The organism is Shewanella sp. MF05960 (assembly GCF_050849305.1).
Taxonomy (GTDB): domain Bacteria; phylum Pseudomonadota; class Gammaproteobacteria; order Enterobacterales; family Shewanellaceae; genus Shewanella.
This window is the reverse complement of the sequence record NZ_JBOZPS010000002.1, coordinates 260,412-281,834: the sequence shown is the minus strand read 5'-3', so window position 1 is coordinate 281,834 and position 21,423 is coordinate 260,412. Positions and strand designations below refer to the sequence as shown.

General features: G+C 42.5%; 21 protein-coding genes. 11 read left to right on the top strand and 10 right to left on the bottom strand.

Translation table 11 applies throughout. The features are described from left to right. Positions 1-44 precede the first annotated feature (44 nt). Positions 45-1,016 carry an octaprenyl diphosphate synthase gene (gene ispB, locus ACROAE_RS02960; RefSeq protein ID WP_432399431.1) on the bottom strand — a complete coding sequence of 324 codons (972 nt, stop codon included), beginning with the start codon at positions 1,014-1,016 and terminating at the stop codon, positions 45-47. Positions 1,017-1,466: 450 nt separating this feature from the next. Here ispB and rplU point away from each other — a divergent pair, with 450 nt between their 5' ends. The 7 genes from rplU to ACROAE_RS02925 all read left to right on the top strand — a co-directional run bounded on the left by rplU (position 1,467) and on the right by ACROAE_RS02925 (position 5,830). Further along, entirely contained in the window at positions 1,467-1,778 is a 312-nt protein-coding gene (gene rplU, locus ACROAE_RS02955; RefSeq protein ID WP_432399430.1) for a 50S ribosomal protein L21, read from the top strand. Positions 1,779-1,794: 16 nt separating this feature from the next. Further along, positions 1,795-2,049 carry a 50S ribosomal protein L27 gene (gene rpmA / locus ACROAE_RS02950; protein WP_160054094.1) on the top strand — a complete coding sequence of 85 codons (255 nt, stop codon included), beginning with the start codon at positions 1,795-1,797 and terminating at the stop codon, positions 2,047-2,049. Between the two features lie 201 nt (positions 2,050-2,250). Next, a complete protein-coding gene (gene cgtA / locus ACROAE_RS02945; RefSeq protein ID WP_432399429.1) occupies positions 2,251-3,417 on the top strand; it encodes an Obg family GTPase CgtA in 1,167 nt (388 codons plus the stop codon). A gap of 20 nt (positions 3,418-3,437) precedes the next feature. Then, positions 3,438-4,196 (top strand): threonine/serine exporter family protein, encoded by a 759-nt coding sequence (locus ACROAE_RS02940; RefSeq protein WP_432399428.1) that lies wholly within the window; start codon positions 3,438-3,440, stop codon positions 4,194-4,196. After that, the gene (locus tag ACROAE_RS02935; RefSeq protein WP_432399427.1) at positions 4,196-4,666 is read left to right on the top strand and encodes a threonine/serine exporter family protein; all 471 of its coding nucleotides are present in this window, start codon (positions 4,196-4,198) and stop codon (positions 4,664-4,666) included. The genes ACROAE_RS02940 and ACROAE_RS02935 overlap by 1 nt, the downstream gene beginning before the upstream one ends. A 179-nt stretch (positions 4,667-4,845) precedes the next feature. After that, on the top strand, positions 4,846-5,328 hold the full coding sequence (gene folA, locus ACROAE_RS02930; RefSeq protein ID WP_432399426.1) for a type 3 dihydrofolate reductase: 483 nt from the start codon (positions 4,846-4,848) through the stop codon (positions 5,326-5,328). A gap of 97 nt (positions 5,329-5,425) precedes the next feature. Beyond that, complete coding sequence (locus ACROAE_RS02925) at positions 5,426-5,830, top strand: DUF3718 domain-containing protein (protein WP_432399425.1); 405 nt, start codon at positions 5,426-5,428, stop codon at positions 5,828-5,830. Positions 5,831-6,197: 367 nt separating this feature from the next. Here the strand turns inward: ACROAE_RS02925 and ACROAE_RS02920 are convergent, their stop codons facing one another. From ACROAE_RS02920 to lptD, 7 genes are all read right to left on the bottom strand, one after another. Then, a complete protein-coding gene (locus ACROAE_RS02920; protein WP_432399424.1) occupies positions 6,198-8,219 on the bottom strand; it encodes a methyl-accepting chemotaxis protein in 2,022 nt (673 codons plus the stop codon). A 285-nt stretch (positions 8,220-8,504) separates the two neighbouring features. Beyond that, a complete protein-coding gene (locus ACROAE_RS02915; RefSeq protein ID WP_432399423.1) occupies positions 8,505-9,323 on the bottom strand; it encodes a symmetrical bis(5'-nucleosyl)-tetraphosphatase in 819 nt (272 codons plus the stop codon). A gap of 3 nt (positions 9,324-9,326) precedes the next feature. Continuing rightward, positions 9,327-9,707 carry a Co2+/Mg2+ efflux protein ApaG gene (gene apaG / locus ACROAE_RS02910; RefSeq protein ID WP_432399422.1) on the bottom strand — a complete coding sequence of 127 codons (381 nt, stop codon included), beginning with the start codon at positions 9,705-9,707 and terminating at the stop codon, positions 9,327-9,329. 55 nt (positions 9,708-9,762) lie between these two features. Next, a complete protein-coding gene (gene rsmA, locus ACROAE_RS02905; RefSeq protein ID WP_432399421.1) occupies positions 9,763-10,569 on the bottom strand; it encodes a 16S rRNA (adenine(1518)-N(6)/adenine(1519)-N(6))-dimethyltransferase RsmA in 807 nt (268 codons plus the stop codon). Positions 10,570-10,578: 9 nt separating this feature from the next. Next, on the bottom strand, positions 10,579-11,562 hold the full coding sequence (gene pdxA, locus ACROAE_RS02900) for a 4-hydroxythreonine-4-phosphate dehydrogenase PdxA (RefSeq protein ID WP_432399420.1): 984 nt from the start codon (positions 11,560-11,562) through the stop codon (positions 10,579-10,581). A gap of 9 nt (positions 11,563-11,571) precedes the next feature. After that, on the bottom strand, positions 11,572-12,876 hold the full coding sequence (surA, locus tag ACROAE_RS02895; RefSeq protein ID WP_432399419.1) for a peptidylprolyl isomerase SurA: 1,305 nt from the start codon (positions 12,874-12,876) through the stop codon (positions 11,572-11,574). 143 nt (positions 12,877-13,019) lie between these two features. Further along, positions 13,020-15,320 carry an LPS assembly protein LptD gene (gene lptD / locus ACROAE_RS02890; RefSeq protein ID WP_432399417.1) on the bottom strand — a complete coding sequence of 767 codons (2,301 nt, stop codon included), beginning with the start codon at positions 15,318-15,320 and terminating at the stop codon, positions 13,020-13,022. A 143-nt stretch (positions 15,321-15,463) separates the two neighbouring features. On the opposite strand from lptD, the gene ACROAE_RS02885 reads away from it, so the two are divergent. The 4 genes from ACROAE_RS02885 (at position 15,464) to ACROAE_RS02870 (ending at position 19,004) form a co-directional block, all read left to right on the top strand. Then, positions 15,464-16,504 (top strand): aminoglycoside phosphotransferase family protein, encoded by a 1,041-nt coding sequence (locus tag ACROAE_RS02885; RefSeq protein WP_432399416.1) that lies wholly within the window; start codon positions 15,464-15,466, stop codon positions 16,502-16,504. Next, positions 16,501-17,181 carry an N-acetylmuramate alpha-1-phosphate uridylyltransferase MurU gene (murU, locus tag ACROAE_RS02880; RefSeq protein WP_432399415.1) on the top strand — a complete coding sequence of 227 codons (681 nt, stop codon included), beginning with the start codon at positions 16,501-16,503 and terminating at the stop codon, positions 17,179-17,181. The genes ACROAE_RS02885 and murU overlap by 4 nt, the downstream gene beginning before the upstream one ends. A gap of 67 nt (positions 17,182-17,248) precedes the next feature. Further along, positions 17,249-18,022 carry a co-chaperone DjlA gene (djlA, locus tag ACROAE_RS02875; protein ID WP_432399414.1) on the top strand — a complete coding sequence of 258 codons (774 nt, stop codon included), beginning with the start codon at positions 17,249-17,251 and terminating at the stop codon, positions 18,020-18,022. 28 nt (positions 18,023-18,050) lie between these two features. After that, positions 18,051-19,004, top strand: coding sequence for a D-2-hydroxyacid dehydrogenase (locus tag ACROAE_RS02870; protein WP_432399413.1), 954 nt, complete (start codon positions 18,051-18,053; stop codon positions 19,002-19,004). A 178-nt stretch (positions 19,005-19,182) separates the two neighbouring features. Here the strand turns inward: ACROAE_RS02870 and purT are convergent, their stop codons facing one another. Then, positions 19,183-20,373, bottom strand: a complete 1,191-nt coding sequence (purT, locus tag ACROAE_RS02865) for a formate-dependent phosphoribosylglycinamide formyltransferase (protein ID WP_432399412.1) — start codon at positions 20,371-20,373, stop codon at positions 19,183-19,185. Between the two features lie 257 nt (positions 20,374-20,630). Beyond that, on the bottom strand, positions 20,631-21,263 hold the full coding sequence (locus ACROAE_RS02860; protein ID WP_432399411.1) for a peroxiredoxin-like family protein: 633 nt from the start codon (positions 21,261-21,263) through the stop codon (positions 20,631-20,633). Positions 21,264-21,423 lie beyond the last annotated feature (160 nt).

Genomic DNA, 21,423 nt, shown 5'->3' with positions numbered 1-21,423 from the left:
TTTAGATACTCGCTGTGGTTAATAACAGTGGTTAATGACTGTGATTAATTGTTGCGGTTCACAGAGAGGTGAGCCAGTGAAATTAAAGCTTGCTTATAGTCACTTTCAGGTAAAATACTTAAGGCATCAATTGCTTTTTGAGCTTCAACCTGAGCTTTCTCCTGGGTATACAATAATGCGCCAGACTCATGCAGCGCAGTTAAAATCTCATCAATGGCTTTAGTGCCATCGCTTTGTTCAATGGCTTCACGAATGAGCTTTTTAGCTGCATCTGAACCATTTTCCATGGCATAGATTAGCGGAAGCGTTGGTTTACCTTCAGCCAAGTCATCACCAATGTTTTTACCTAACTCATCGGCACTGGCGGTGTAATCGAGTAGGTCATCGGTTAGCTGGAATGCGGTGCCTAAAAATTTACCGTAATCACCTAGGGCTTGTTCTTGCTCTGGGCTCACATTGGCTAATACACCGGCTAATTGGGTTGCGGCTTCGAATAACTTTGCCGTTTTGCAATAAATCACCCGCATGTAGTTTTCTTCGCTGGTATTGGCGTCGTTACAGTTCATTAACTGTAATACTTCGCCTTCAGCAAGCACATTTGTTGTATGCGCTAAGACTTTCAGCACTTTCATGCTGTCTAGTTCAGTCATCATTTGAAATGAGCGGGTGTAGAGAAAGTCGCCAACGAGTACGCTAGCACTATTGCCAAACAGTGCATTTGCCGTTTCACGACCACGACGCAGTGTTGACTCATCAACAACGTCGTCGTGCAGTAACGATGCGGTGTGGATAAACTCGATAATGGCAGCCAGCTTGAGGTGTTGCTCACCTTTATAATCAACCGCTTTAGCCGCTAATATTGATAATAACGGACGTAAACGCTTACCACCGCCATTGATAATGTAATAACCAAGCTGGTTAATTAGGGCTACATCAGATTCAAGTTGTTTGTATATCAGCTGATTGACTGCTTGCATATCAGTGTCAGCCAGTTGACGAATGGCGTTTAAATCCATAATAGTCTCTGGTTGTTGGGCGACAGGGTTCGCACCCTTTAATTAGTCATATCGAATTTGAGCGCATATCTTACAGGATATCAACGCTGTTTTTCAAAGTAAGTATTGTATCAAATATGTGTTACATAATGCTGTTCTAGTATAACTTTACTTGTTTACTGCTCATTTAGTTCAAAAAAACGCTATTTAATGACAGTATGTCAGTGTTTTATCGCTTAAAGAGAACGTTGTTCTCGACGGATAATATGTTAGCTAATTTTTATCACTCGCACATTAGCTAATGATGAATAGTGTGCAGTTATGTGCCCTTTTTTATTTGAATGTGAATTAGGGCTTGCCTGATGATAATTCTTCGCGTAGAATCCGCGCCCATTGTCATTAAAAGTTTTTTAGCACCTAGTCTCGTCAATTATATGAGTTAGTGTGTTAGTCATTTGGAGTGAAATAGCTATGTACGCTGTTTTTCAAAGTGGCGGAAAGCAACACCGTGTTGCTGAAGGTCATACAGTTCGTTTAGAGAAATTAGAAGTTGCTACTGGTGAAACCATTGAATTCGATCAAGTTTTATTGATCGCTGATGGCGAAACAGTGCATGTTGGTGCTCCTTTAGTTGCTGGCGGTAAAGTCGTAGCTGAAGTAGTTGGCCACGGTCGCGGCGAAAAGGTAACTATCGTTAAGTTCCGTCGTCGTAAGCATCACGACAAGAAGATGGGCCACCGTCAGTGGTTCACTGAAGTTAAAATCACTGCGATTAACGCATAATTTAGGAGTCTAACTCATGGCACATAAAAAAGCTGGCGGTTCTACTCGTAACGGCCGCGATTCAGAAAGTAAACGTCTTGGTGTTAAGCGCTTTGGCGGTGAATCAGTTCTAGCTGGTAACATTATCGTTCGTCAACGTGGTACTAAATTCCACGCTGGTATTAATGTAGGTGTTGGTCGTGACCACACACTATTTGCATTAACAGACGGTAAAGTAAAGTTTGAAGTTAAAGGTCCTAATAACCGTAAGTTTATTAGCATCGAAGCTTAATTCTCTACTAAGCTAGATCTCGAAAGCCCTGCCTATGGTGGGGCTTTTGTGTTTTTTATATCATTAAACTTCGTTTGATAGTTTAATGATTTTGTTTATATGCAGTAGGCGATATCGTGATGAATGCTATCTTCAGCGCTTTCCTGCAAATCCCAATGATTTGGGGTTATAATTACAGATTAAGTGGCGTCAGGAGTCAGTATGAAGTTTGTTGATGAAGCGAATATTCGCGTAGAAGCGGGTGACGGCGGAAGCGGTTGCGTCAGTTTTAGACGCGAAAAGTATGTTCCAGATGGTGGTCCAGATGGCGGTGACGGTGGTGATGGCGGTAGTGTATTCCTACAAGCTAACGAAAACCTAAACACGCTAATCGATTACCGTTTTACTCGTTTCCATATGGCTGAACGAGGAACTAATGGTCGTGGTCGTGATTGTACTGGTCATGGCGGCACTGATTTGGTTCTTCAAGTACCTGTTGGTACACGCGCTATCGATCAAGAAACTGAAGAATCACTGGGTGATTTAACTGCACATGGACAAAAGCTACTTGTTGCTAAAGGTGGTTTCCACGGTTTAGGCAATGCTCGCTTTAAAAGCAGTACCAACCGTGCGCCACGTCAAAAGACATTGGGTACGCCTGGTGAAGTACGTTCAATCAAACTTGAATTATTATTGCTTGCGGATGTGGGTTTGTTAGGTATGCCAAATGCCGGCAAGTCTACTTTTATTCGCTCAGTTTCTCGTGCTACACCTAAAGTTGCCGATTATCCCTTTACCACGTTAGTGCCAAATTTGGGTGTTGTTAATCCACGCCCTGGTCAAAGCTTCGTGATTGCCGATATTCCTGGTCTTATTGAAGGTGCTGCAGAAGGTGCTGGTTTAGGTATTCGTTTCTTAAAGCATCTTGAACGCTGTCGTATGTTGTTACACATCATCGATATTAAACCTATTGATGGTAGCGATCCTGTGCACTCAGCACGTGCAATTGTTGGCGAACTTGAAAAATACTCGCCAAAATTAGCGGCGAAGCCACGTTGGTTAGTCTTTAACAAAACTGACTTGTTACTTGAAGAAGAGTTACAAGAGAAAATGGATGCGATTGTCAAAGAGTTAGATTGGCAAGGCGATGTATACACTATGTCTGCTTATAATCGTACCGGTACTGAAGCATTGAGCATCAAGATGCTTGATTACATTCGAAGTATCCCAGTGGTTAAAGAAGAAATTACTGCTGATGCTGATGTTGAGTTCAAGTGGGATAACTATCATCAGGGTACTGAAGAATCCGTCAACGAAGATTATGATGATGATTTTGATGATGATTTCGATGATGATGATTATGATGTCGAAGTTATTTACCAACGTTAATTTGCTCATTTGAGGATATCGTGTACGCAGATAGCCAAAATGATATAACCCGTCTTGTAGTGCGCTGCGCGCAATTGCTGTTGGCCTACGGTGCTGAGTCTGATCTTGTTGAAGAGATCAGTCAGCGCCTTGGTAAAGCACTTGGGCTTGCCAGTATTGAGCTGTCTATTTCGTCTAATGCATTAGTGCTCACGAGCCTAGTGCATGGGCGTTGTATTACTACAACTCGGCGCATTCGAGCCCACGGCATTAATATGATGGTCATTTGCGAGCTTCAGCGCATATGCATCTTAGCTGAAAAAGGCATTTATGGTGCAAACGAAGTTAGACGTCGTTTAGCACACATCAAACCTAAGTCTTACCCCGCAATAGCTGTTGTCCCCATGATTGGTTTATCTTGTGCCAGTTTTTGTCATTTGTTTGATGGTGACCTGATCGCGTGCATCATTACTTTTTTTGCCTCTTCTATCGGCATGATGGTGCGGTTATTTTTTGCATCTAAGCACTTCAATCTTTTAGTTAACTTTTCAATTACAGCTTTTGTGATTACTGGCATTGCCCAAATTGGTTATCTTTGGCCGATTACAACCACTCCGCAAGCGACGATGGCTGCCAGCGTATTGATGTTAGTGCCCGGTTTTCCATTGATAAATGCGATTTCCGATATGGTGAAAGGCCACATGAATGTGGGCATTTCTCGTTGGGGTCATGCTACCTTACTCACTCTCGCGTCGGTGATTGGCATTACTATTGCGATGCAGATGGGTGGGATTTTCTAATGCTATCTTTGTTAAGCATCTTGTTACATGACGCTTTTTTCTCTGCAATACCTGCTGTGGGTTTCGCGATGGTGTTTAATGTACCTAAACGTTACTTGATTTACTGTGCGATTGCTGGCGCCATAGGTCATAGTTTTAGAACGCTATTATTGCAGTTCTCTATGCCGATAGAATGGGCAACGTTTGTTGCCGCAGCTGTTGTTGGGGTTATCACCATCCAGTTTGCTAAACGCCATTTAGCACCACCGTTGATGTACGCTGTTGCGGCCATTATTCCTATGGTGCCAGGAACCTATGCTTTTAATACGGTAATCGCGCTCATTCAGTTAACCGCACAAAGCCAAGTTAGCCCAGAGTTAACTGCCCAAGTCATCCTAAATGGTTTAAAAACCGTCTTTATCCTAGGTGCGTTAGCCGTTGGATTAGCGTTACCAAGTTTGTTGTATTATCGCACTCGACCCATTATTTAAAGTTATTGATGTTATAAACAGCTTCTAATCATACTAAATCAAACATTGAAATCGAGACTCAAATTTAGGTGTAGAGTTGATGTCTGAATTTCTGCTAAGTACGATTCAATATCGTGGTTTTTCAACTGAGCATCTGGCTAAAATAAGTCTAAGCCATTATAGAAAAGGATTCTTTTACAATGCGTATCGCAATGATTGCCGCTATGGCAAATAATAGAGTGATTGGTAAAGACAATAAAATGCCTTGGCATTTACCTGAAGATTTACGCCATTTTAAAGCGATGACATTATCAAAGCCTATCATTATGGGCCGTAAAACATATGAATCTATTGGCCGCCCATTACCAGGGCGTCATAACATTGTGATTAGTCGTAATAGTCAGCTCGTTATAGACGGTGTCACTTGCGTGGTAAATTTTGAGCAAGCCTTGGCTGCCGCAGGTGATTGTGAAGAAGTGGTGGTTATTGGTGGTGGTCAACTTTACGAACAATTAATACCCCAAGCTGACGTATTATATCTGACTATGATTGATTTAGACGTCGAGGGTGACACGTATTTTCCTGCTTGGGATGATGGTTCGTGGCATATTGAAAACTCAGAAACTTTAACAAACGACAAAGGATTGCAATATAGCTTTAACACTTTAGTGAAAAAGTGTTAAATTAATCACGTTTATACCCTGAAATTAAGATACATCAGCGAGCTTTACTGTCGACTGTATGTATAGCTATATAACTATAATGATAAAGGAGTGTCGGATGCGTCTATTGCCTGTGGCTATTGCAGCCCTGATTGCAGCATCTTTTGCGTCAACCCCTGCTGTTGCCAATACGGAACAATTAGTTGCAAACATTTGTGATTATGTTAAATCAGACGACAAAAATCGTTTACGTAAAAAAATGAAAGAAACTCGTGTCAAATTACGTAACGTGTATTCAAGCATTTCTTGTGATGGCAGCAGTTTATTGCGTACTGCCTACAGTTCAAATGCGAATGATGTCGGTGAGTTTATCGCAAAACGTATGCCATCGTCTGATCTAGCAGCCCCTGAAGCAGATGGCAAAACCATCTTAGATTGGGCTTCGGCTAATGGTCATGATGGTGGCCCTATCACTGCAGCGATTAAAGATCGTGTTGGTGGTGGTGCGGGTGATGAAGACTAAATAACCTGATATCAGGTTAAATAACCTCAACTCGGGATAATAAATGCCTTTCAAACAGTCCTTTGCCCCGCTAACTGTGTTGAATCGACTTACAATAGGCTAGCTATTGACGCTTCCATTCGCCTTGTTTGCAGAACAAATGACAAGCTTGAAAGTGAAATGGGTTAACGTGTTGATTTTAAATAGCATAAGTTCATCCCTTATACCGAGTTCAGGTTAAACACGTAACGTAATACGTTCCAATAAAAAATACCGATAAGAAATTATCGGTATTTTTTTTATGTTTTTGCGGGCGAGAACGAAATAAAATTAGGCACAAAAAAGGCCCCTGGGGGCCTTTTATCCATATGTGACAATATGCTAGTCGTTATACTTTAAACTCTCGTACAGAGGCTTGTAACTCTTCTGCAAGCATTGCCACCTGATGACTTGATTGCGCTGTTTGATCTGCACCAGTGGCCGTTTCTTCAGATATAGATGCAATGTGTTCTAGTTTTTCTGATACTTGCTGGCTAACAATATTTTGCTCTTGTGCAGCATGGGCAATATGGTTACCCGAATCATAAGCTCTATGAACCGATTTACTGATGGTTTCCAGGGCAATGTTAGCTTGTTCATTTTTCTCTACACAGCTGTTTGCTTGTGCGCGTCCAAGCTCCATCACCGCAACGGCTTCTTGAGTGCCGACTTGAAGGACTTCAATCATCTGCTGAATTTCACTGGTAGAATGTTGGGTGCGAGACGCAAGATTACGAACCTCGTCAGCCACCACAGCAAAACCGCGACCTTGTTCACCCGCTCTGGCGGCTTCGATGGCCGCGTTTAAAGCCAGTAGGTTAGTTTGATCTGCAATGCCTCTGATGACATCTAAAATTGAACCAATTGAGGCACTGTCTGAGTGAACTTTGTTAATCACGATGCCTGCTTTAGCCACTTCTTCAGCCAATGCGAGGATGGTGTTTTTGCTTTCTTCGGCAAGCGAGCGCATGTGCTGGGTTTCTTGATCTGCTTGCTTGATTTCATTTAAAGCTTGATCGGCACTCATCGAAACCTGTTGTGCGCTAGAGCTTAGCTCTGTGGTAGCGGTCGCAACTTGAACAACCTGACTTTTTTGCTCTTGAATACCAATCGTGGTTTGCGAGGTAATGGCTGAAGTTTGCTCTGCTGCTGCCGCAAGCTGATTAGCGCGGTCAACAATACCTACAATTAAGCTTCTTAAGCTGTCGACTAAGCGGTTACAGTTTTTAGCCAGTTCGGCAAACTCATCATGGCCTGAATCATCTAACTTGTGAGTTAAGTCGCCAGACGCTAATACGTTTAAGGCCTGGTTAACTTTTTCTAAAGACTTGGTTAATGGGGTAATAACGGCAATACTGACCACAATGGCCACTACAATTGCAAACAGCACTACACCAAGCGTTTTATAAAAAGCTGAATCAATAATACTCAGTGCATCATTACTGATATCACTGGCAAAGTTATCAATCGATTTAGCTAATACAGTCATCATCGCATTGACATTTTTGGCGGCGATTTGTGTGTCATTTAACTGCTTTGTCGCGGCAAACTCGTGATTGAGCTGTTGCTGCTTTAGTGCAATGATTGAGTCATTACCATTAAGCAATTTAAAGACTTTTGCGCTTTCGACAGACAAGTCTTCTAAAATTGAGCTGCTGATAACACCAGTACCTTGGCGGTTAATGTAGTCGATTTTAGTTGTTGCTTCACTGACCATATAATCAAGTTCTTTAATGATAAGGTCATATTTGCTTTGCTCAGTTGTGGCAACTAAATCATAAATAGTCGTAATAATATTAATTAATGTGCCATCAACTAAACTTGCTGACGCAGCTAAACTGCGCTCAGTTTCATCTTCACTGGTTTCTAAATCAATCACGTCGAGTAGAATGGACGATGAGTCATCGGCGGCATTCTCTAAAGCACTGCGCATTGTTAATAACTTTTCTTGCAAGCTAAGTGCGCTTTCCCTTTCGTTAAGCATGGTGTTTGCGCTAGCTTCGTACAGGTTATAGCTTTTATTCAATTCGTTTAATGGCTGTGCAAGTTGAGATTGTTGGCTGACTAAATTACCTAAACGAGTCATATCGCTTTTAAAGCGGTTGTCGAGGTCGGTAAGCTTTTTCTCGATATCCGGAATTTTAGATGAGTGATTACTGTAGTAAGCCAGCACTGCTTCAATCTGTTGAGTGCTAAGGTTTTCACTTAAAATACTGGTCGCTTCTAACGCAGGTAGGCTGACCGTTTTAAGGATTGTTGTGCCGTCTTTGATACTGTTGTTACTGAGTAGAGTCACAACCCCTAGGACCACAAGTAACAGTGTTACAACGGTAAAACCGCCAATAACCCTGGTTGCTACATTAATTTTCATACAATACTCCGACTATTATTATTTGATCCTGGTTTTTATTATTAAGTGATTTTGATATTGAGTGGATTAACAAACACATGTTTCTCAGGCAAATTTTGTCAATGCTCAAATTTAATATCGGTCACTTTTCTGTGTAACAGTCTTTTAAGAGACTTTGTTGATTTACACGAATGGTATGTATTAAAACTTCACTTTTAGTTATAGGGTAGTTTGAGCTTTTACAGCATGCGCAGATAATCAATACGATTGTTATTGTTATCGGCAAATTGCTACTTTAGTTTAACGTTAAATTAACCTGTTTTGGGTAATTTTTTCATTCTTTTCAAGATGCCATAACGTGAGGTGTTCGCCCCAGCAACAGCCTGTGTCTAATGCCATAAAATGTGGCTGAGGAGTTTGACCCATCAAGGCGGCCCAATGACCAAACACGATAGTATTTTGCGGGGCACAGCGTGATGGAAATTCAAACCAGGGTGCGAGCTCAGCTGATGTTTGCTGTTGTGGTGGTGTTTTACACTTAAACTCAAGGCGGCCATCAGAATGCAAAAAACGCATTCGGGTCAATGCATTGATACAATAACGTAAACGATCAATACCGTGTAACTCACTTGACCACTGTTCTGAATCTTCAGTGTACATTTGTGCGATTAACGCCGTTAAATAATCATCTTGTTGTAGCGCAACGCTGACTTGCTTTGCTTCTTGTATCAGGGTGTCGATATCCCATTGTGGTGGGACGCCTGCATGCGTCATGATGATATTGTGTTCGGGCAATGTGCGAACCAACGGTTGTTGTCTTAGCCAATCGGTTAGTTGATTAATATCGGGTGCGTTAAGCAACTCACTAAGATGATCTTGCGGGTGAGGGCGTTTTAATTTGCCATGAAGTGCCAGTAAATGCAGATCATGATTGCCGAGTACCACTTTTGCGGAATTTTGCAGTGACTTAAAAAACCTTAATGTTGCCAAGGATTCAGTTCCTCGTGCGACTAAATCACCGACCGCCCACAACTCATCTTTAGATGGGGTAAAGTCTACTTTTTGTAACAGTAAGGTTAGCTCTGCAAAGCACCCTTGAATATCACCAACAAAATAGTGTGCCATGATTTACTGCAAAATGCCTGGAACGGCTAATCTAAACGCGGGAATAGCCGCTAAAAAACGTTTGCCTTGAGCATCTTCCATGCCATAAGACCCATGCATAAAGCCTACAGGTGTCTCCATGACTGTGCCACTCGAATACTGATATGCGGTATTAGGTGAAATCGTTGGGGTTTCACCCACCACGCCAGGGCCTTTCACTTCACTTTCTTTGCCATTAGCGTCGGTAATAATCCAATGACGATCTTTGAGTGTGACCTTGCTATCACCTAAATTGATGATGGTAATGGTATAACTAAAAAGGAATTTGTTGTCGGCAACATCAGATTGTTGTTCTAGATATTGGGTGTCGACTTTTATTTTTATCGGTGATTCGCCTTGGCTCATTCTACATCCTGTCTTTAAAACAAAAGGGCATGCTCGTATTGGCATGCCCTTATTATTACTTTTTGTTGTCACACAGTAAATTAGCCATCTCGACATACTGCGGAACACTGATTTGTTCTGGCCGCATACTGGAGTCGATGTTTAATGACGCAAAGTCATCATCAGACAACAGGGCTTTTAGATTATTGCGCAATGTTTTACGGCGCATACTAAACGCTGTAGAACATAAGTGACGTAGTACATTCACATCTTTACATGGCCAAGGTTTAACTTCGTATGGCAATAAACGCACTACTGCTGAGTCAACTTTAGGTGCCGGTGTAAAGCAGTGTGGTGGCACTTCAAGTACCGGAACTACCTGACAGAAGTACTGTGCCATAACGGTTAAACGACCGTAGGCTTTAGTGCCTGGGCTGGCTGATAAACGCAACACCACTTCTTTTTGTAGCATGAAGTGCATCGTTTCAATTTGTTCCGCAAACTCAAACAAATGAAACATCAATGGCGTTGAAATGTTATAAGGCAAATTACCAAATACTTTCATCTTTTTGCCAGGCTGTTGTAATTTCGAAAAATCAAACTGCAGCGCGTCACCTTGATGAATGGTTAGCTTGTCTTTAAGTATGGGATGTTTTTGTAAACGTTCTACTAAATCACGGTCTAGTTCAACAACGGTTAGGTTATCGATGGTGTCTGCAACCGGTTCGGTTAATGCACCAAGACCAGGACCAATTTCAATCATCACATGATCGTTGTCAGGTGCAATAGCACCAACGATACTGCTGATCACACCTTGATCGGTAAGAAAGTTTTGTCCAAAACGTTTTCTGGCCGTGTGGCCTAAATGTACTTTATTGCTCATTAAAATGGGTTACTTACTTTTTGAGGCCAATTCGATGGCTTTGTTTAATGCACAGGTAAAACTGCCGCTATCCGCTTTTCCGGTACCCGCTAGTTCAAGCGCTGTACCATGGTCGACTGAGGTGCGAATATAAGGTAAACCTAGAGTGATATTGACCGACTTGCCAAATCCTAAAGATTTAAGCACAGGTAATCCTTGGTCATGATACATGGCGAGTACCACGTCAGCTTGTTCAAGATACTTTGGCTGGAATAGAGTATCTGCTGGCAATGGGCCAACAATATCCATACCTTGCGCCCGTAACTCGTTTAGCGCGGGGATCATGGTATCAATTTCTTCACGACCTAAATGGCCGTCTTCTCCTGCATGCGGGTTTAAACCACAGACATAAATTTTGGGTGAGCCTAAACCAAATTTACTCACCAGTTCGCGGTGCAAAATGCTAATGATGTGGTGCAATCTGTCACGTGTTATCGCTTTAGCCACATACGCTAATGGGATGTGTGTAGTCATTAAGGCAACTTGTAACCCCGGCGTGGCTAACATCATAACCACATCTGCACAGTTGGCTTGCAACGCAAAAAACTCGGTATGACCACTAAATGGGATGCCGGCTTGATTGATAATGCCTTTGTGCACGGGACCCGTAACGACAGCATCAAATTCATTAGACATGTTTTTTTCGCCAGCATAACGCAAGGTATCAACAACATAAGCGCTGTTGGCTTCGTTTAATACCCCACATTCACAAGGCTCAGCTAATGCAAAAGGCACTATGGTTAAGGTGCCTGCTGCTTGAGGTTTTGGCGGTTGTGACGGTTGATAAGGTATGAGTTGCAAAGGGAGTCCAAGTAATTTGGCTCTGCTCATCAATAAATCTGGATCGGCACAAACAACTAACTCAGCAGGCCAAGCCTGCTGAGCGAGTTTGATGACTAAGTCGGGGCCAATGCTTGCTGGTTCACCGGGAGTAATAGCAATACGTTTAGTCATTGATCTTGCTTAACCTCGTTTTGTTTCAGGCTCAATAATTTCAATATAAGCTTCAGAGCGCATTTCATCTAACCAGTTTTGTAATTCTTCGTTAAATTTACGACGGAAAATTAACTGATGTGCTCGGTTACTGTTAAATTGATCCGTTGCATCAGTTGTGCGACGAGATTCAAGTTGCACAATATGCCAGCCGTGTGTAGTACGGAATGGCTCACTGATTTGACCTTCGCTTAAACTGGCTAATGTTTGAGAGAATTCAGGCACGTACATACCTGGATCTGCCCAACCTAATTCACCGCCTTTTGCCCCTGAACCTGGATCTTCAGAATACTGTTTAGCTAACTTAGCAAAGTCGGCTTCACCACTACGCACTTGCACTAAAAAGTTGTCTAGCATCGCTTTAGCACGGTCTTCCGATAAAATCGGTGATGGCTTTAGTAGAATGTGGCGTGATTTAACTTCAGAGACTTCTTGAGTTTGCAGTCCGCGGGTGTCGATGACTTTAATAATGTGGAAACCAGAACCCGATTTGATTGGACCAATAATATCGCCTTTCTTAGCGCTATTGACCACTTCAGCAAACAAGGTTGGCATTTCATTGATGTTCATGAAATCCCAAATACCGCCTTCAAGGGCTTTAGGGCCTGAAGATGCTGCAATAGCAGTGCTGCGGAAATCATCACCTTCATTTAGGCGTTTTAGGACGATTTCAGCACGGCGACTTGAACTTTCTAGTTGCTCACTGCTTGGGTTACTTGGTACTTCAATTAAGATGTGACCGATTTGAAATTCAACATCCTTTAAGCCTTGTTCTTCAATGAGTTTGACTAGGCCACTGATTTCTTGAGGCGATACTTGAATACGACGTTGCACTTGAATACGTTGAATTTCACCTAAAGTGACTTCTTGACGCAACTGTTCACGATATTGGCTAAAGCTAGTGCCTTCGCTTTCAATGGATTGTTGCATCTGCGCCACAGACATTTTTTGTTCTTTGGCGATATTTTCGATGGTTTGGTCTAATTGGAGATCACCAATTTGTAAACCAATACGCTCAGCCATTTGCATTTGCAAGTGGGTTAAAATGAGACGTTCAATAACCTGAGTACGCAATGCTTCATCTGATGGCAGGGTTTGATTCGCTGCTTTTGCGTTAGCTCGAACAGTGGTAATCATATTCTTGATTTCACTTTCGAGAACAATACCATCATTAATTTGAACTGATACGCGGTCTAATGGTACTGGTGCTGCAACACTGGTTTGGCTCATTGCCAGTGCGAGTAATGCAAAAATCATTTTTTTACTGTGTTTCATCCACAAAATCCTTGGCACATTCGATTCAATAAAACTGGCAATACATCGCCAAAATAAGGTTACTACTTCATACTCAACAGCATGTTTGTTGTTATTGGACTATGAGTTTATCGCTAGGTTCAGCAATCTATCACAAAAGATTACTAATTCCTCAAGTAAAGTGGCTTACGGTAGTTAAATAAGCCTTCGTTTAGCATGTCTGCGACGCCTAACGGACCAGCCCCCCCCAAGCCTTTAATGACAAAGTTTAGGTATACGCCACTTTCAAACTCTTCACGTCCGTCAATGGTTTCTGATAAGTCATCATCGTAATTAGTGTTGATACGATAATGGTAACTTAAGCGAACAGCCCAGCAACATGATTCGTATTGTACACCAGTGTAGGTTTCAATATTACGAGATTCGTTGAGGTCGTAATAGTAGTTACCCACAAAATATAAGCTGTCTGTTAATGGCCAAGAAGTACGAACACCCGCCTGTGAAATATCCACCTGGTCATTGGTGTTGGTATTTAATAGGTCTGGCACAAAGCGGTAGCTTAACTGCAATAGTTTATCTTCACTTGGTCGATAATCTAAGGTGACCTCATTCTTTTTGTTATCGCCTGTTTCAGTATCATGCTGCACTGAACCGCTAATAAACCAATCATTATACAGTTGCGCATCTAATTCAGCGGCTAAAACAGATGTTGAGGGCGAGGTTTCTTCATAAGTATTATCCAGACTGACTTTAGATGATTCCAAATACATAATCTGGCCTACACTGAACTTCAATTTTTCGCGGTTACTTTGGTCAAACAAGCGTGTGGTAAAACCAAGTGTGAATTGGTTAGCGTCGGCAACGCGGTCTAAACCTGAGTATTGACGATCACGGAACAAACCATAGTAATCTTCTTGTAGTTCTGCGGTGTCGTAAATACCAATATTTGATTGATCTTCATAACCCACATAAAGATATTGGATTTGCGGTTCCAGCGTTTGACGGTATTGCTCATCAAACCATTGCGTGGCACGTTCAAAATTAACCTGGCCATGCAAGCGTGCCTGTGGAATGGTGCGGCTTACCGAATCATCTAAGGTTGAATCCTGGTCGAGGTTTTGCTGCCAATATTGGGTTTGCAGCATTTTTACTTCGCTGGTAAATGAACCCGCAGGCCCCTGAATTGGCCAAATTAAACTCGGTACTAGGTGCAAACGCGTGGCGGTATTATATTCGCTTTGCTGATGGCTAAAGTTGGTGAGTTCGGAATTAAACTTAAAATCGATAGCATCAAAAATGTCGGCAGTACGATAGTTAAAGTTGAGCTGTGGCATCACTTGATAAGGTTTTTCATCTTCGCCAAGCACTTTAATGTCTTGTACTCGCATGTTGAAATCCCAATTGCGTTCAAAATAACTGGCTTCGCCAATACGCGATATTTGGTTGTCGGTTGACTGATTAACATCTGAGTTTAAATCGTTAAAGTAATTGTTATCTGATACATCGGTATAGTCTGATCTGACGCGCCAATTTTTGTTTATCGCGCCTTGATGACTCCAATGATACAAATAACGATCTTCATTTGAGGCTAATTTGTCATCGCTGCCTAAATACTCAACATTAAATTGTCCGTTTTGTTGCTCACCGGCAAGATAACGAAATTCAGTTTTGGTGAACAATCCACGTGATGACATCAAGTCTGGGGTAAACGTTAAGTCGTATTCTGGTGCAATGTTCCAGTAATAAGGTGTGCTAATTTCGACACCGTTAGTGGTACTGGTGCTAAAGCTTGGAAATAAAAAGCCGGTTTTACGTTTATCAGATACAGGCACAGTCATATAAGGGATATACAGTACCGGCACATCGGCAATTCTTAACTTGGCATTCCAAATCTCGCCCCATTCTTCTTTACTGTCAATTTTGATCATGTCTGCTTCAAGTAGCCACGATTCATCGCCAGGTGGGCAAGTGGTAAAGTTAGTTTTGGTCAATAATAAATTGTTATCTGAAGTAATTTGTAACTTACTTGCCTCGCCGTGCACTTGCTGACCATGAAGCCAGTATTGTGCTTTTTGCAGCGTTGCGCTGTTCGTGCTCATTTGGGCTTCTAACGAATCCGCGGTAACGGTAAATAATTCATCTTTAAAGATTAAGTTACCGTTGGCGTTTAAGCGTTGATTTTTTTGGTCCAAAATAGCACTGTCGGCGGCAATATGACGTTGCCCCTGGCTGAAACTCACATCGCCAGTAAATTGCGCTTGGTTATTAAATGCTGCAGTAGAATAGTCGCTGATAATAACGATTTGATCGTCATCAATACCGGTTAACGCCGCTCTGTCTTCAAATGAACGAGAAACCGGAGGCGCAACAAAGCATTGCGTTATCGGCTCTTCAGTCGTTTCAACTTCTTCAGCTAAAACAATATTGGGGAGTAGGCATAGTGCCAGAAAGTAACGGATCTGCATTGTTGTCAATAATTTATGAATTCTAATGTCGGAAAGTTTTGGAGAGAAAAAGATACTCAGCTAAATAAAACATTCCATTCTTTAGCTGTTTCCAAATGTTATGCTGGCTATAATAAAGCAATTTTTCGTGAAGAGCCATTGAGATGAGTTTAACTGACCCAAGATTTGTCGCCTTAAGCCACTGGTTAAACCAATATTTTGCCGACCAAGTTACTGCTAGCTTAATTTGCGGTGATGCCAGTTTTCGTCGTTATTTTCGCATTGAGCATTTAGGCAAACATTATATTGTCGCGGATTCACCAATCGATTTAGTGCCCATAGCCCCCTTCGTCGCGATGGCAAAAGCGTATCAAACAGCAGGGTTATTGGTGCCCCAAGTGTTGGCAACCTGCAATGAGCAAGGGTTTGTGTTACAAACTGACGTTGGTGAACAGCAGTTGTTATCTGTGCTTAATCAACACAATGTGACCGACTATTACCAGCAAGCGCTCAATTTGTTGCCGACCATTGCCAGTGTGACTCACACAGAGCTTGGCCCCTTAACGGATTATAATGCAGAGTTTGTTCAACGCGAGTTGATGATATTTGTTGATTGGTTAGTTAATACGCACATAGATTACACATTAACAGACAATGAACAGCAAATGATTGCCAATACCTTTGAAGCATTGACACAAAGTGCGATGTCACAACCTAAGGTGGGCATGCATCGCGACTATCACAGCCGTAATTTATTGCTCAATGAAAATGCACTTGCGGTGATTGATTTTCAAGATGCGGTACTTGGACCTATTACTTACGATGCGGTGTCATTATTGCGTGATTGCTATGTACGTTGGCCTGCAAAACAAGTGGATGAATTAATGCAGTACCATTTTCAGTTGATTAAGTCGCATCAACTTATCGACGATACAGTCGACTTTGCAACTTATCAGCAATGGTTTGATTTAATGGGAATACAACGTCACATCAAAGCGGCCGGCATTTTTGCACGCTTGTATCATCGTGATGGCAAACCCGGTTACTTGGCTGATATTCCGTTAACCTTGCAATATATTGTCGATATTGGTTCGCAATACCCGAAAATTGCAGAATTTAGTACCTGGGTGAATAATGTTATCGTGCCAAGATTGTCGCAGTGTTCAGCGATTAACCTTGAAAATCAAGTTGAGCATAACGCATGAAAGCGATGATTTTGGCTGCGGGGCGAGGCGAACGATTACGCCCATTAACAGATACATTGCCAAAACCCTTGGTGAGTGTGGCCGGCAAGCCCTTAATTGAGTATCACCTTGAAAAGCTTGCACTGTTAGGTGTGAAGCAGGTGGTGATAAACCATGCCTGGTTAGGCCATAAGTTGCCAGAAATGCTTGGTGATGGCCAGCGCTGGGGTTTAGAGATTAGATATAGTGCTGAAACCGAAGCATTAGAAACAGCAGGCGGGATTAAACAGGCGCTTACCTTGCTCGGAAATGATCCATTTTTAGTGATTAATGGTGATGTGTTTATTGATTGCTTACCGGATTTTAGTGCGGCATATGAGCAAGTCTCGCAAGGACATGTGGCAGCATTTTTGTGGCTAGTTGATAACCCGGAACATCATCCACAAGGCGATTTTGCGATTGAAGCGAATGCCAAGCTCAGCTTAACTGAAACAGACAAACTGACTTTTTCAGGATTAGGCATTTATCATCCGCAGTTTTTTGAGGCTTTACCTGCAGGTAAACAGGCATTAGGTCCATTGCTTAAACAGGCGATAGCTCAGCAAACGATTGCAGGTGAATATTTTAATAGCTATTGGTGCGATGTCGGCACGTTAGCTAGGCTTGAGCAGCTGCAAAACAGATTACAGACTCAATAGAAGAGTGACTGATAACGTCAAAATACATGGCGTGTAGATTTAACCATTAAATACAGCGGAAGGTAAAATGCGCATTTGGGGTAAAGTTTTTGGGTTTATTATCGGCTTTATGTTCGGCCGTTTTTTTGGTGCATTTCTAGGACTGTGGCTTGGGCATGCATACGATAAACGCCAAGGTTTGTCGTCATTAATGCGCAAAGGCAGCGAACGTCAGGCGATGTTTTTTAATGCGACATTTGCGGTAATGGGGCATGTGGCCAAAGCGTCTGGTCGCGTGACCGAAAATGATATTCGTATTGCGACCATGCTTATGGACCAGCTAAAATTATCTGGTCAATCACGTATTGATGCCCAAGAAGCGTTTAGGCAAGGGCGACAAGCTGACTTTGATTTACCTAAGCAATTAGAACAATTTCGTCATGTGATTCAGGGGCGCGCCGAATTAGCGCAAATGTTTTTGGAGATCCAAATCCAAACGGCATTGTCTGACGGTGAATTGCACACAAACGAGAAACAAATTCTATCGGTTATCGCTAATAAGTTGGGGATGGCATCGCAACTAGATGCAATGCTGGCTCGTTGGCAAGCTGAGTTTAGCCATCATCAATCGCCACAGGGCAATAAAATGCCACTGACCGACGCTTATGTCATGTTAGGTATATCTGAGTCGGCAAGCGACCAAGAGATTAAACGCTCTTATCGTAAATTAATGAACGAGCATCACCCAGATAAGCTTGTGGCCAAAGGCTTACCTGAAGAAATGATGGCCTTAGCCAAAACCAAAGCGCAAGATATTCAAGCTGCTTATGAGCGCATTAAAACATCGCGTTCAATGCGTTAATATTTTACCTAAAGGATTGAGGTTGTTCATGAAAATAGTGGTACTAGACGGTTATACGCTTAACCCTGGTGATCTAGATTGGCAAGCATTACACACTTTGGGTGAGTGTGTTATTTACGATCATACCCTAGCTGATGAGGTTGTTAATCGCTGTCAGGGTGCACAGATTGTATTAACCAACAAAACCTTACTTAATGCGCAAACGCTCAGCCAATTAGGGCAACTGCGTTATATTGGTGTATTGGCAACAGGCACGAATGTTGTTGATATTCATAGTGCAAGTCAGCATCAAATTACCGTAACCAATATTCCCGCCTACGGCCCTGATGCCGTAGCACAAATGGTGTTTGCCCATATTCTGCATCATCACCAACAAGTGGCATTACATTACCAAGCTGTAAAAGCGGGGAAGTGGAGTGCCAGTCGAGATTTTTGTTTTACCTTAAGTCCATTAACCTCATTGAAAGGGTTAACGTTAGGCGTGGTCGGTTATGGCGACATTGGCCAACAAGTGGCTAACTTAGGTGTCGCTTTTGGAATGAAGGTGTTGATCACCAGTGCTAAGCCTAAAACTGGCCTAGCTGAGACGATTCAATGGTGTGAACGCGATACCTTACTTGCACAAGCTGACATTATTTCGCTTCATTGCCCGCTAAGTGCTGCCACCCAATACATGATAAACAGAGATAGTTTAGGGCTACTTAAGCCGGGGTGCTTGTTAATCAATACCGCCCGCGGCGATTTAATTAATGAAACCGATTTAGCGCATTGGCTTAATCAAAATAACGGCTTTGCCGCGGTTGATGTGTTATCCACTGAGCCGCCAAGCCCAGAGAATCCGTTGTTTAGTGCTGCCAATATTACCATTACGCCGCACATCGCCTGGGCAACCTTGCAAGCAAGGCAAAACCTACTCAATATTGCGGTTAATAATGTGAAGCAGTTTCAGCTAGGTAAAACCGTTAACTGCGTTAACAGCTAACGTTGTATTCGATCGTTGTTGGATGGCGAAAATCATTTACGGTTTACCATGGTTGAACGATACAAAAGAAAGCCGCAATGATTTGCGGCTTTCATGTTTTTATACTCAAGGTGGCTACCTATAGCTCAAGGCGACCCACTACAGCTCAAGGCTTTTCATTCGGTCAACGCTGTGCAAATTAAAACAATACCTTGATGTGGCTGGCGACTGTTTTGGCTTTCTCTATGGCGCTTTCTACCGAGGTGTCACGCGCTAATGCAACGCCTAGACGGCGACGGCCATCGATATCTGGTTTACCAAATAAACGTAATTGAGTATCGGCAGGCGCTAACGCTTGTGCCATGCCTTGATAGCGAATATTGGTCGAGGTTCCTTCTGCTAAAATCACCGCCGAGGCGCTAGGACCATGCTGAGAGATATTGCTGATAGGCAGGCCTAATATGGCGCGGACGTGCAAAGCAAATTCAGATAAGTCTTGGCTAATGAGTGTCACTAAACCGGTATCATGAGGTCTTGGTGATACTTCTGAAAAATACACCTCATCACCTTTTACAAACAACTCAACGCCAAATAAACCATAGCCGCCTAATGCTTCAACCACTTTTTTACTGACGGCTTGAGCTTTTTGCAAAACAACATCCGCCATCACCTGCGGCTGCCATGATTCACGGTAGTCACCATCTTCTTGTCTGTGACCAATCGGGTCGCAAAAATGAATGCCATTGACTGCGCTAATAGTGAGTAAGGTGATTTCATAATCAAAGGGAATAAAGGCTTCTACAATCACTCGTCCTTGACCTGCTCGGCCACCTTCTTGTGCATAAGCCCAGGCTTTGGCGATAGTGTCGCTCGACTTAATCACACTTTGGCCTTTGCCCGATGAGCTCATGACCGGCTTTACAACACAGGGAATGCCTATCTTTGCTACCGCTTGTTCAAACTCAGCCTGGGTATCGCAAAAGAAATACTCTGATGTAGGCAGTGCTAAGGTTTCAGCGGCTAACCGGCGAATACCTTCACGGTCCATGGTTAATTTGGCTGCATTTGCTGTTGGCACCACATGCAAGCCTTGTTGTTCTAGCTCAACCAGTGTTTGGGTTGCGATAGCTTCAATCTCAGGAATAACCAAATCTGGCTTTTCTAAATCGATAATGGCTTTGAGTGCCTGAGAATCAAGCATATTTATGACATGAAAACGATGTGCAATTTGCATTGCTGGGGCGTTTGGATAGCGATCGACACCAATTACTTCAATACCGTAACGTTGCAATTCAATCGCGACTTCTTTGCCAAGCTCACCGCAACCTAACAGCATGGCTTTAATGGTACCTGGGGTGTTTGCTGTACCGAATGTAGTAGGAATGGACATGATGATTTACAGCCTTTGTAGAGTGATATTTTTATATGGCGAACAGTGTAACGAGATGCGCGATTAAAAATCCAATACAAAAATCAAAAAAACGCTATTTTATTGCTCTTTTGGTCACATTATGTGATGGAAGATTGTGTTTTATAGGGATAAGTGGCTTGAAAAAACTCGGTGCGAGTGAGTTAACAAGGGGAGATAATAATAAGCCAGCAATGCTAGTGCTGGCTTATTATTGAGACTAAATTATTGCGTGCAGCTTATTTAGCCAAAAGACCCGCAGCGGCCAAAATAAGCTCAGGAGCAGGGCGCACTTTGTAGTTTGGGTTAACATATTGAAAATGAATTAAGCCATTCTTATCCGCCAGATAAACTGCAGGTACAGGAAGCACCAGGCGTTTTTCACCCTCAGGTGTGGTGAATAAATCGTTGGTCACCGCAAGGCTCGCAGTATACTTTTTGGTGATATCGGCACTGGTGTAATAGGCTAATCCAAAGGCTTGTGATGCCGCCATCGATGTATCTGATAACAATAAGTAATCGAGTTTTTGATCGGTTAATGACGCGCGCATTTTTTCAGGGGTGTCGGGCGAAATCCCCACTAACTGAAATCCCATCTCAATCAGTTTAGGTTCAATGGCTTTTAATTGGCCCATTTGTGAATTACAAAATGGGCACCAACCACCACGATAAAAGAAGAATATTGTCGGTTTTTGTGCCACCAGCTTATCGAGTTCAACCGCTTTACCATCAACATCTTGTAGCGTTATGGCGGGTATCTGGTGGCCATTAAGAAGTGGCATCACATTGTTTTCGTCACTGGCAATCGGTTTCGCGATACTGGCAAAACTGGTTAACACTAACGTTGAAGTAATTAGCAGGGTTTTTAACATGATAAGTCCTTGTGTGTTGTTGTCCTGAAGTACTCAAAATCACAGCAGTACATATAAGTTACAAAAGCAGACCTGCAAATAACAGTATTAATTTCATTCAAAAGCAAAAAAGACGCCGAAGCGTCTTTTTGTTTGTCGACCCTTAACAGCGGGTTAGTCA

Coding starts and splice junctions, on each gene's coding strand:
- ACROAE_RS02920 (WP_432399424.1), bottom strand. CDS start 8,219: ATGAAAATTAATGTAGCAACCAGGGTTATTGGCGGTTTTACCGTTGTA.
- murU (WP_432399415.1), top strand. CDS start 16,501: ATGAAAGCGATGATTTTGGCTGCGGGGCGAGGCGAACGATTACGCCCA.
- pdxA (WP_432399420.1), bottom strand. CDS start 11,562: ATGACTAAACGTATTGCTATTACTCCCGGTGAACCAGCAAGCATTGGC.
- ACROAE_RS02860 (WP_432399411.1), bottom strand. CDS start 21,263: ATGTTAAAAACCCTGCTAATTACTTCAACGTTAGTGTTAACCAGTTTT.
- ACROAE_RS02925 (WP_432399425.1), top strand. CDS start 5,426: ATGCGTCTATTGCCTGTGGCTATTGCAGCCCTGATTGCAGCATCTTTT.
- purT (WP_432399412.1), bottom strand. CDS start 20,373: ATGTCCATTCCTACTACATTCGGTACAGCAAACACCCCAGGTACCATT.
- ACROAE_RS02935 (WP_432399427.1), top strand. CDS start 4,196: ATGCTATCTTTGTTAAGCATCTTGTTACATGACGCTTTTTTCTCTGCA.
- djlA (WP_432399414.1), top strand. CDS start 17,249: ATGCGCATTTGGGGTAAAGTTTTTGGGTTTATTATCGGCTTTATGTTC.
- folA (WP_432399426.1), top strand. CDS start 4,846: ATGCGTATCGCAATGATTGCCGCTATGGCAAATAATAGAGTGATTGGT.
- ispB (WP_432399431.1), bottom strand. CDS start 1,016: ATGGATTTAAACGCCATTCGTCAACTGGCTGACACTGATATGCAAGCA.
- ACROAE_RS02915 (WP_432399423.1), bottom strand. CDS start 9,323: ATGGCACACTATTTTGTTGGTGATATTCAAGGGTGCTTTGCAGAGCTA.
- ACROAE_RS02870 (WP_432399413.1), top strand. CDS start 18,051: ATGAAAATAGTGGTACTAGACGGTTATACGCTTAACCCTGGTGATCTA.
- rplU (WP_432399430.1), top strand. CDS start 1,467: ATGTACGCTGTTTTTCAAAGTGGCGGAAAGCAACACCGTGTTGCTGAA.
- lptD (WP_432399417.1), bottom strand. CDS start 15,320: ATGCAGATCCGTTACTTTCTGGCACTATGCCTACTCCCCAATATTGTT.
- rpmA (WP_160054094.1), top strand. CDS start 1,795: ATGGCACATAAAAAAGCTGGCGGTTCTACTCGTAACGGCCGCGATTCA.
- rsmA (WP_432399421.1), bottom strand. CDS start 10,569: ATGAGCAATAAAGTACATTTAGGCCACACGGCCAGAAAACGTTTTGGA.
- surA (WP_432399419.1), bottom strand. CDS start 12,876: ATGAAACACAGTAAAAAAATGATTTTTGCATTACTCGCACTGGCAATG.
- cgtA (WP_432399429.1), top strand. CDS start 2,251: ATGAAGTTTGTTGATGAAGCGAATATTCGCGTAGAAGCGGGTGACGGC.
- apaG (WP_432399422.1), bottom strand. CDS start 9,707: ATGAGCCAAGGCGAATCACCGATAAAAATAAAAGTCGACACCCAATAT.
- ACROAE_RS02885 (WP_432399416.1), top strand. CDS start 15,464: ATGAGTTTAACTGACCCAAGATTTGTCGCCTTAAGCCACTGGTTAAAC.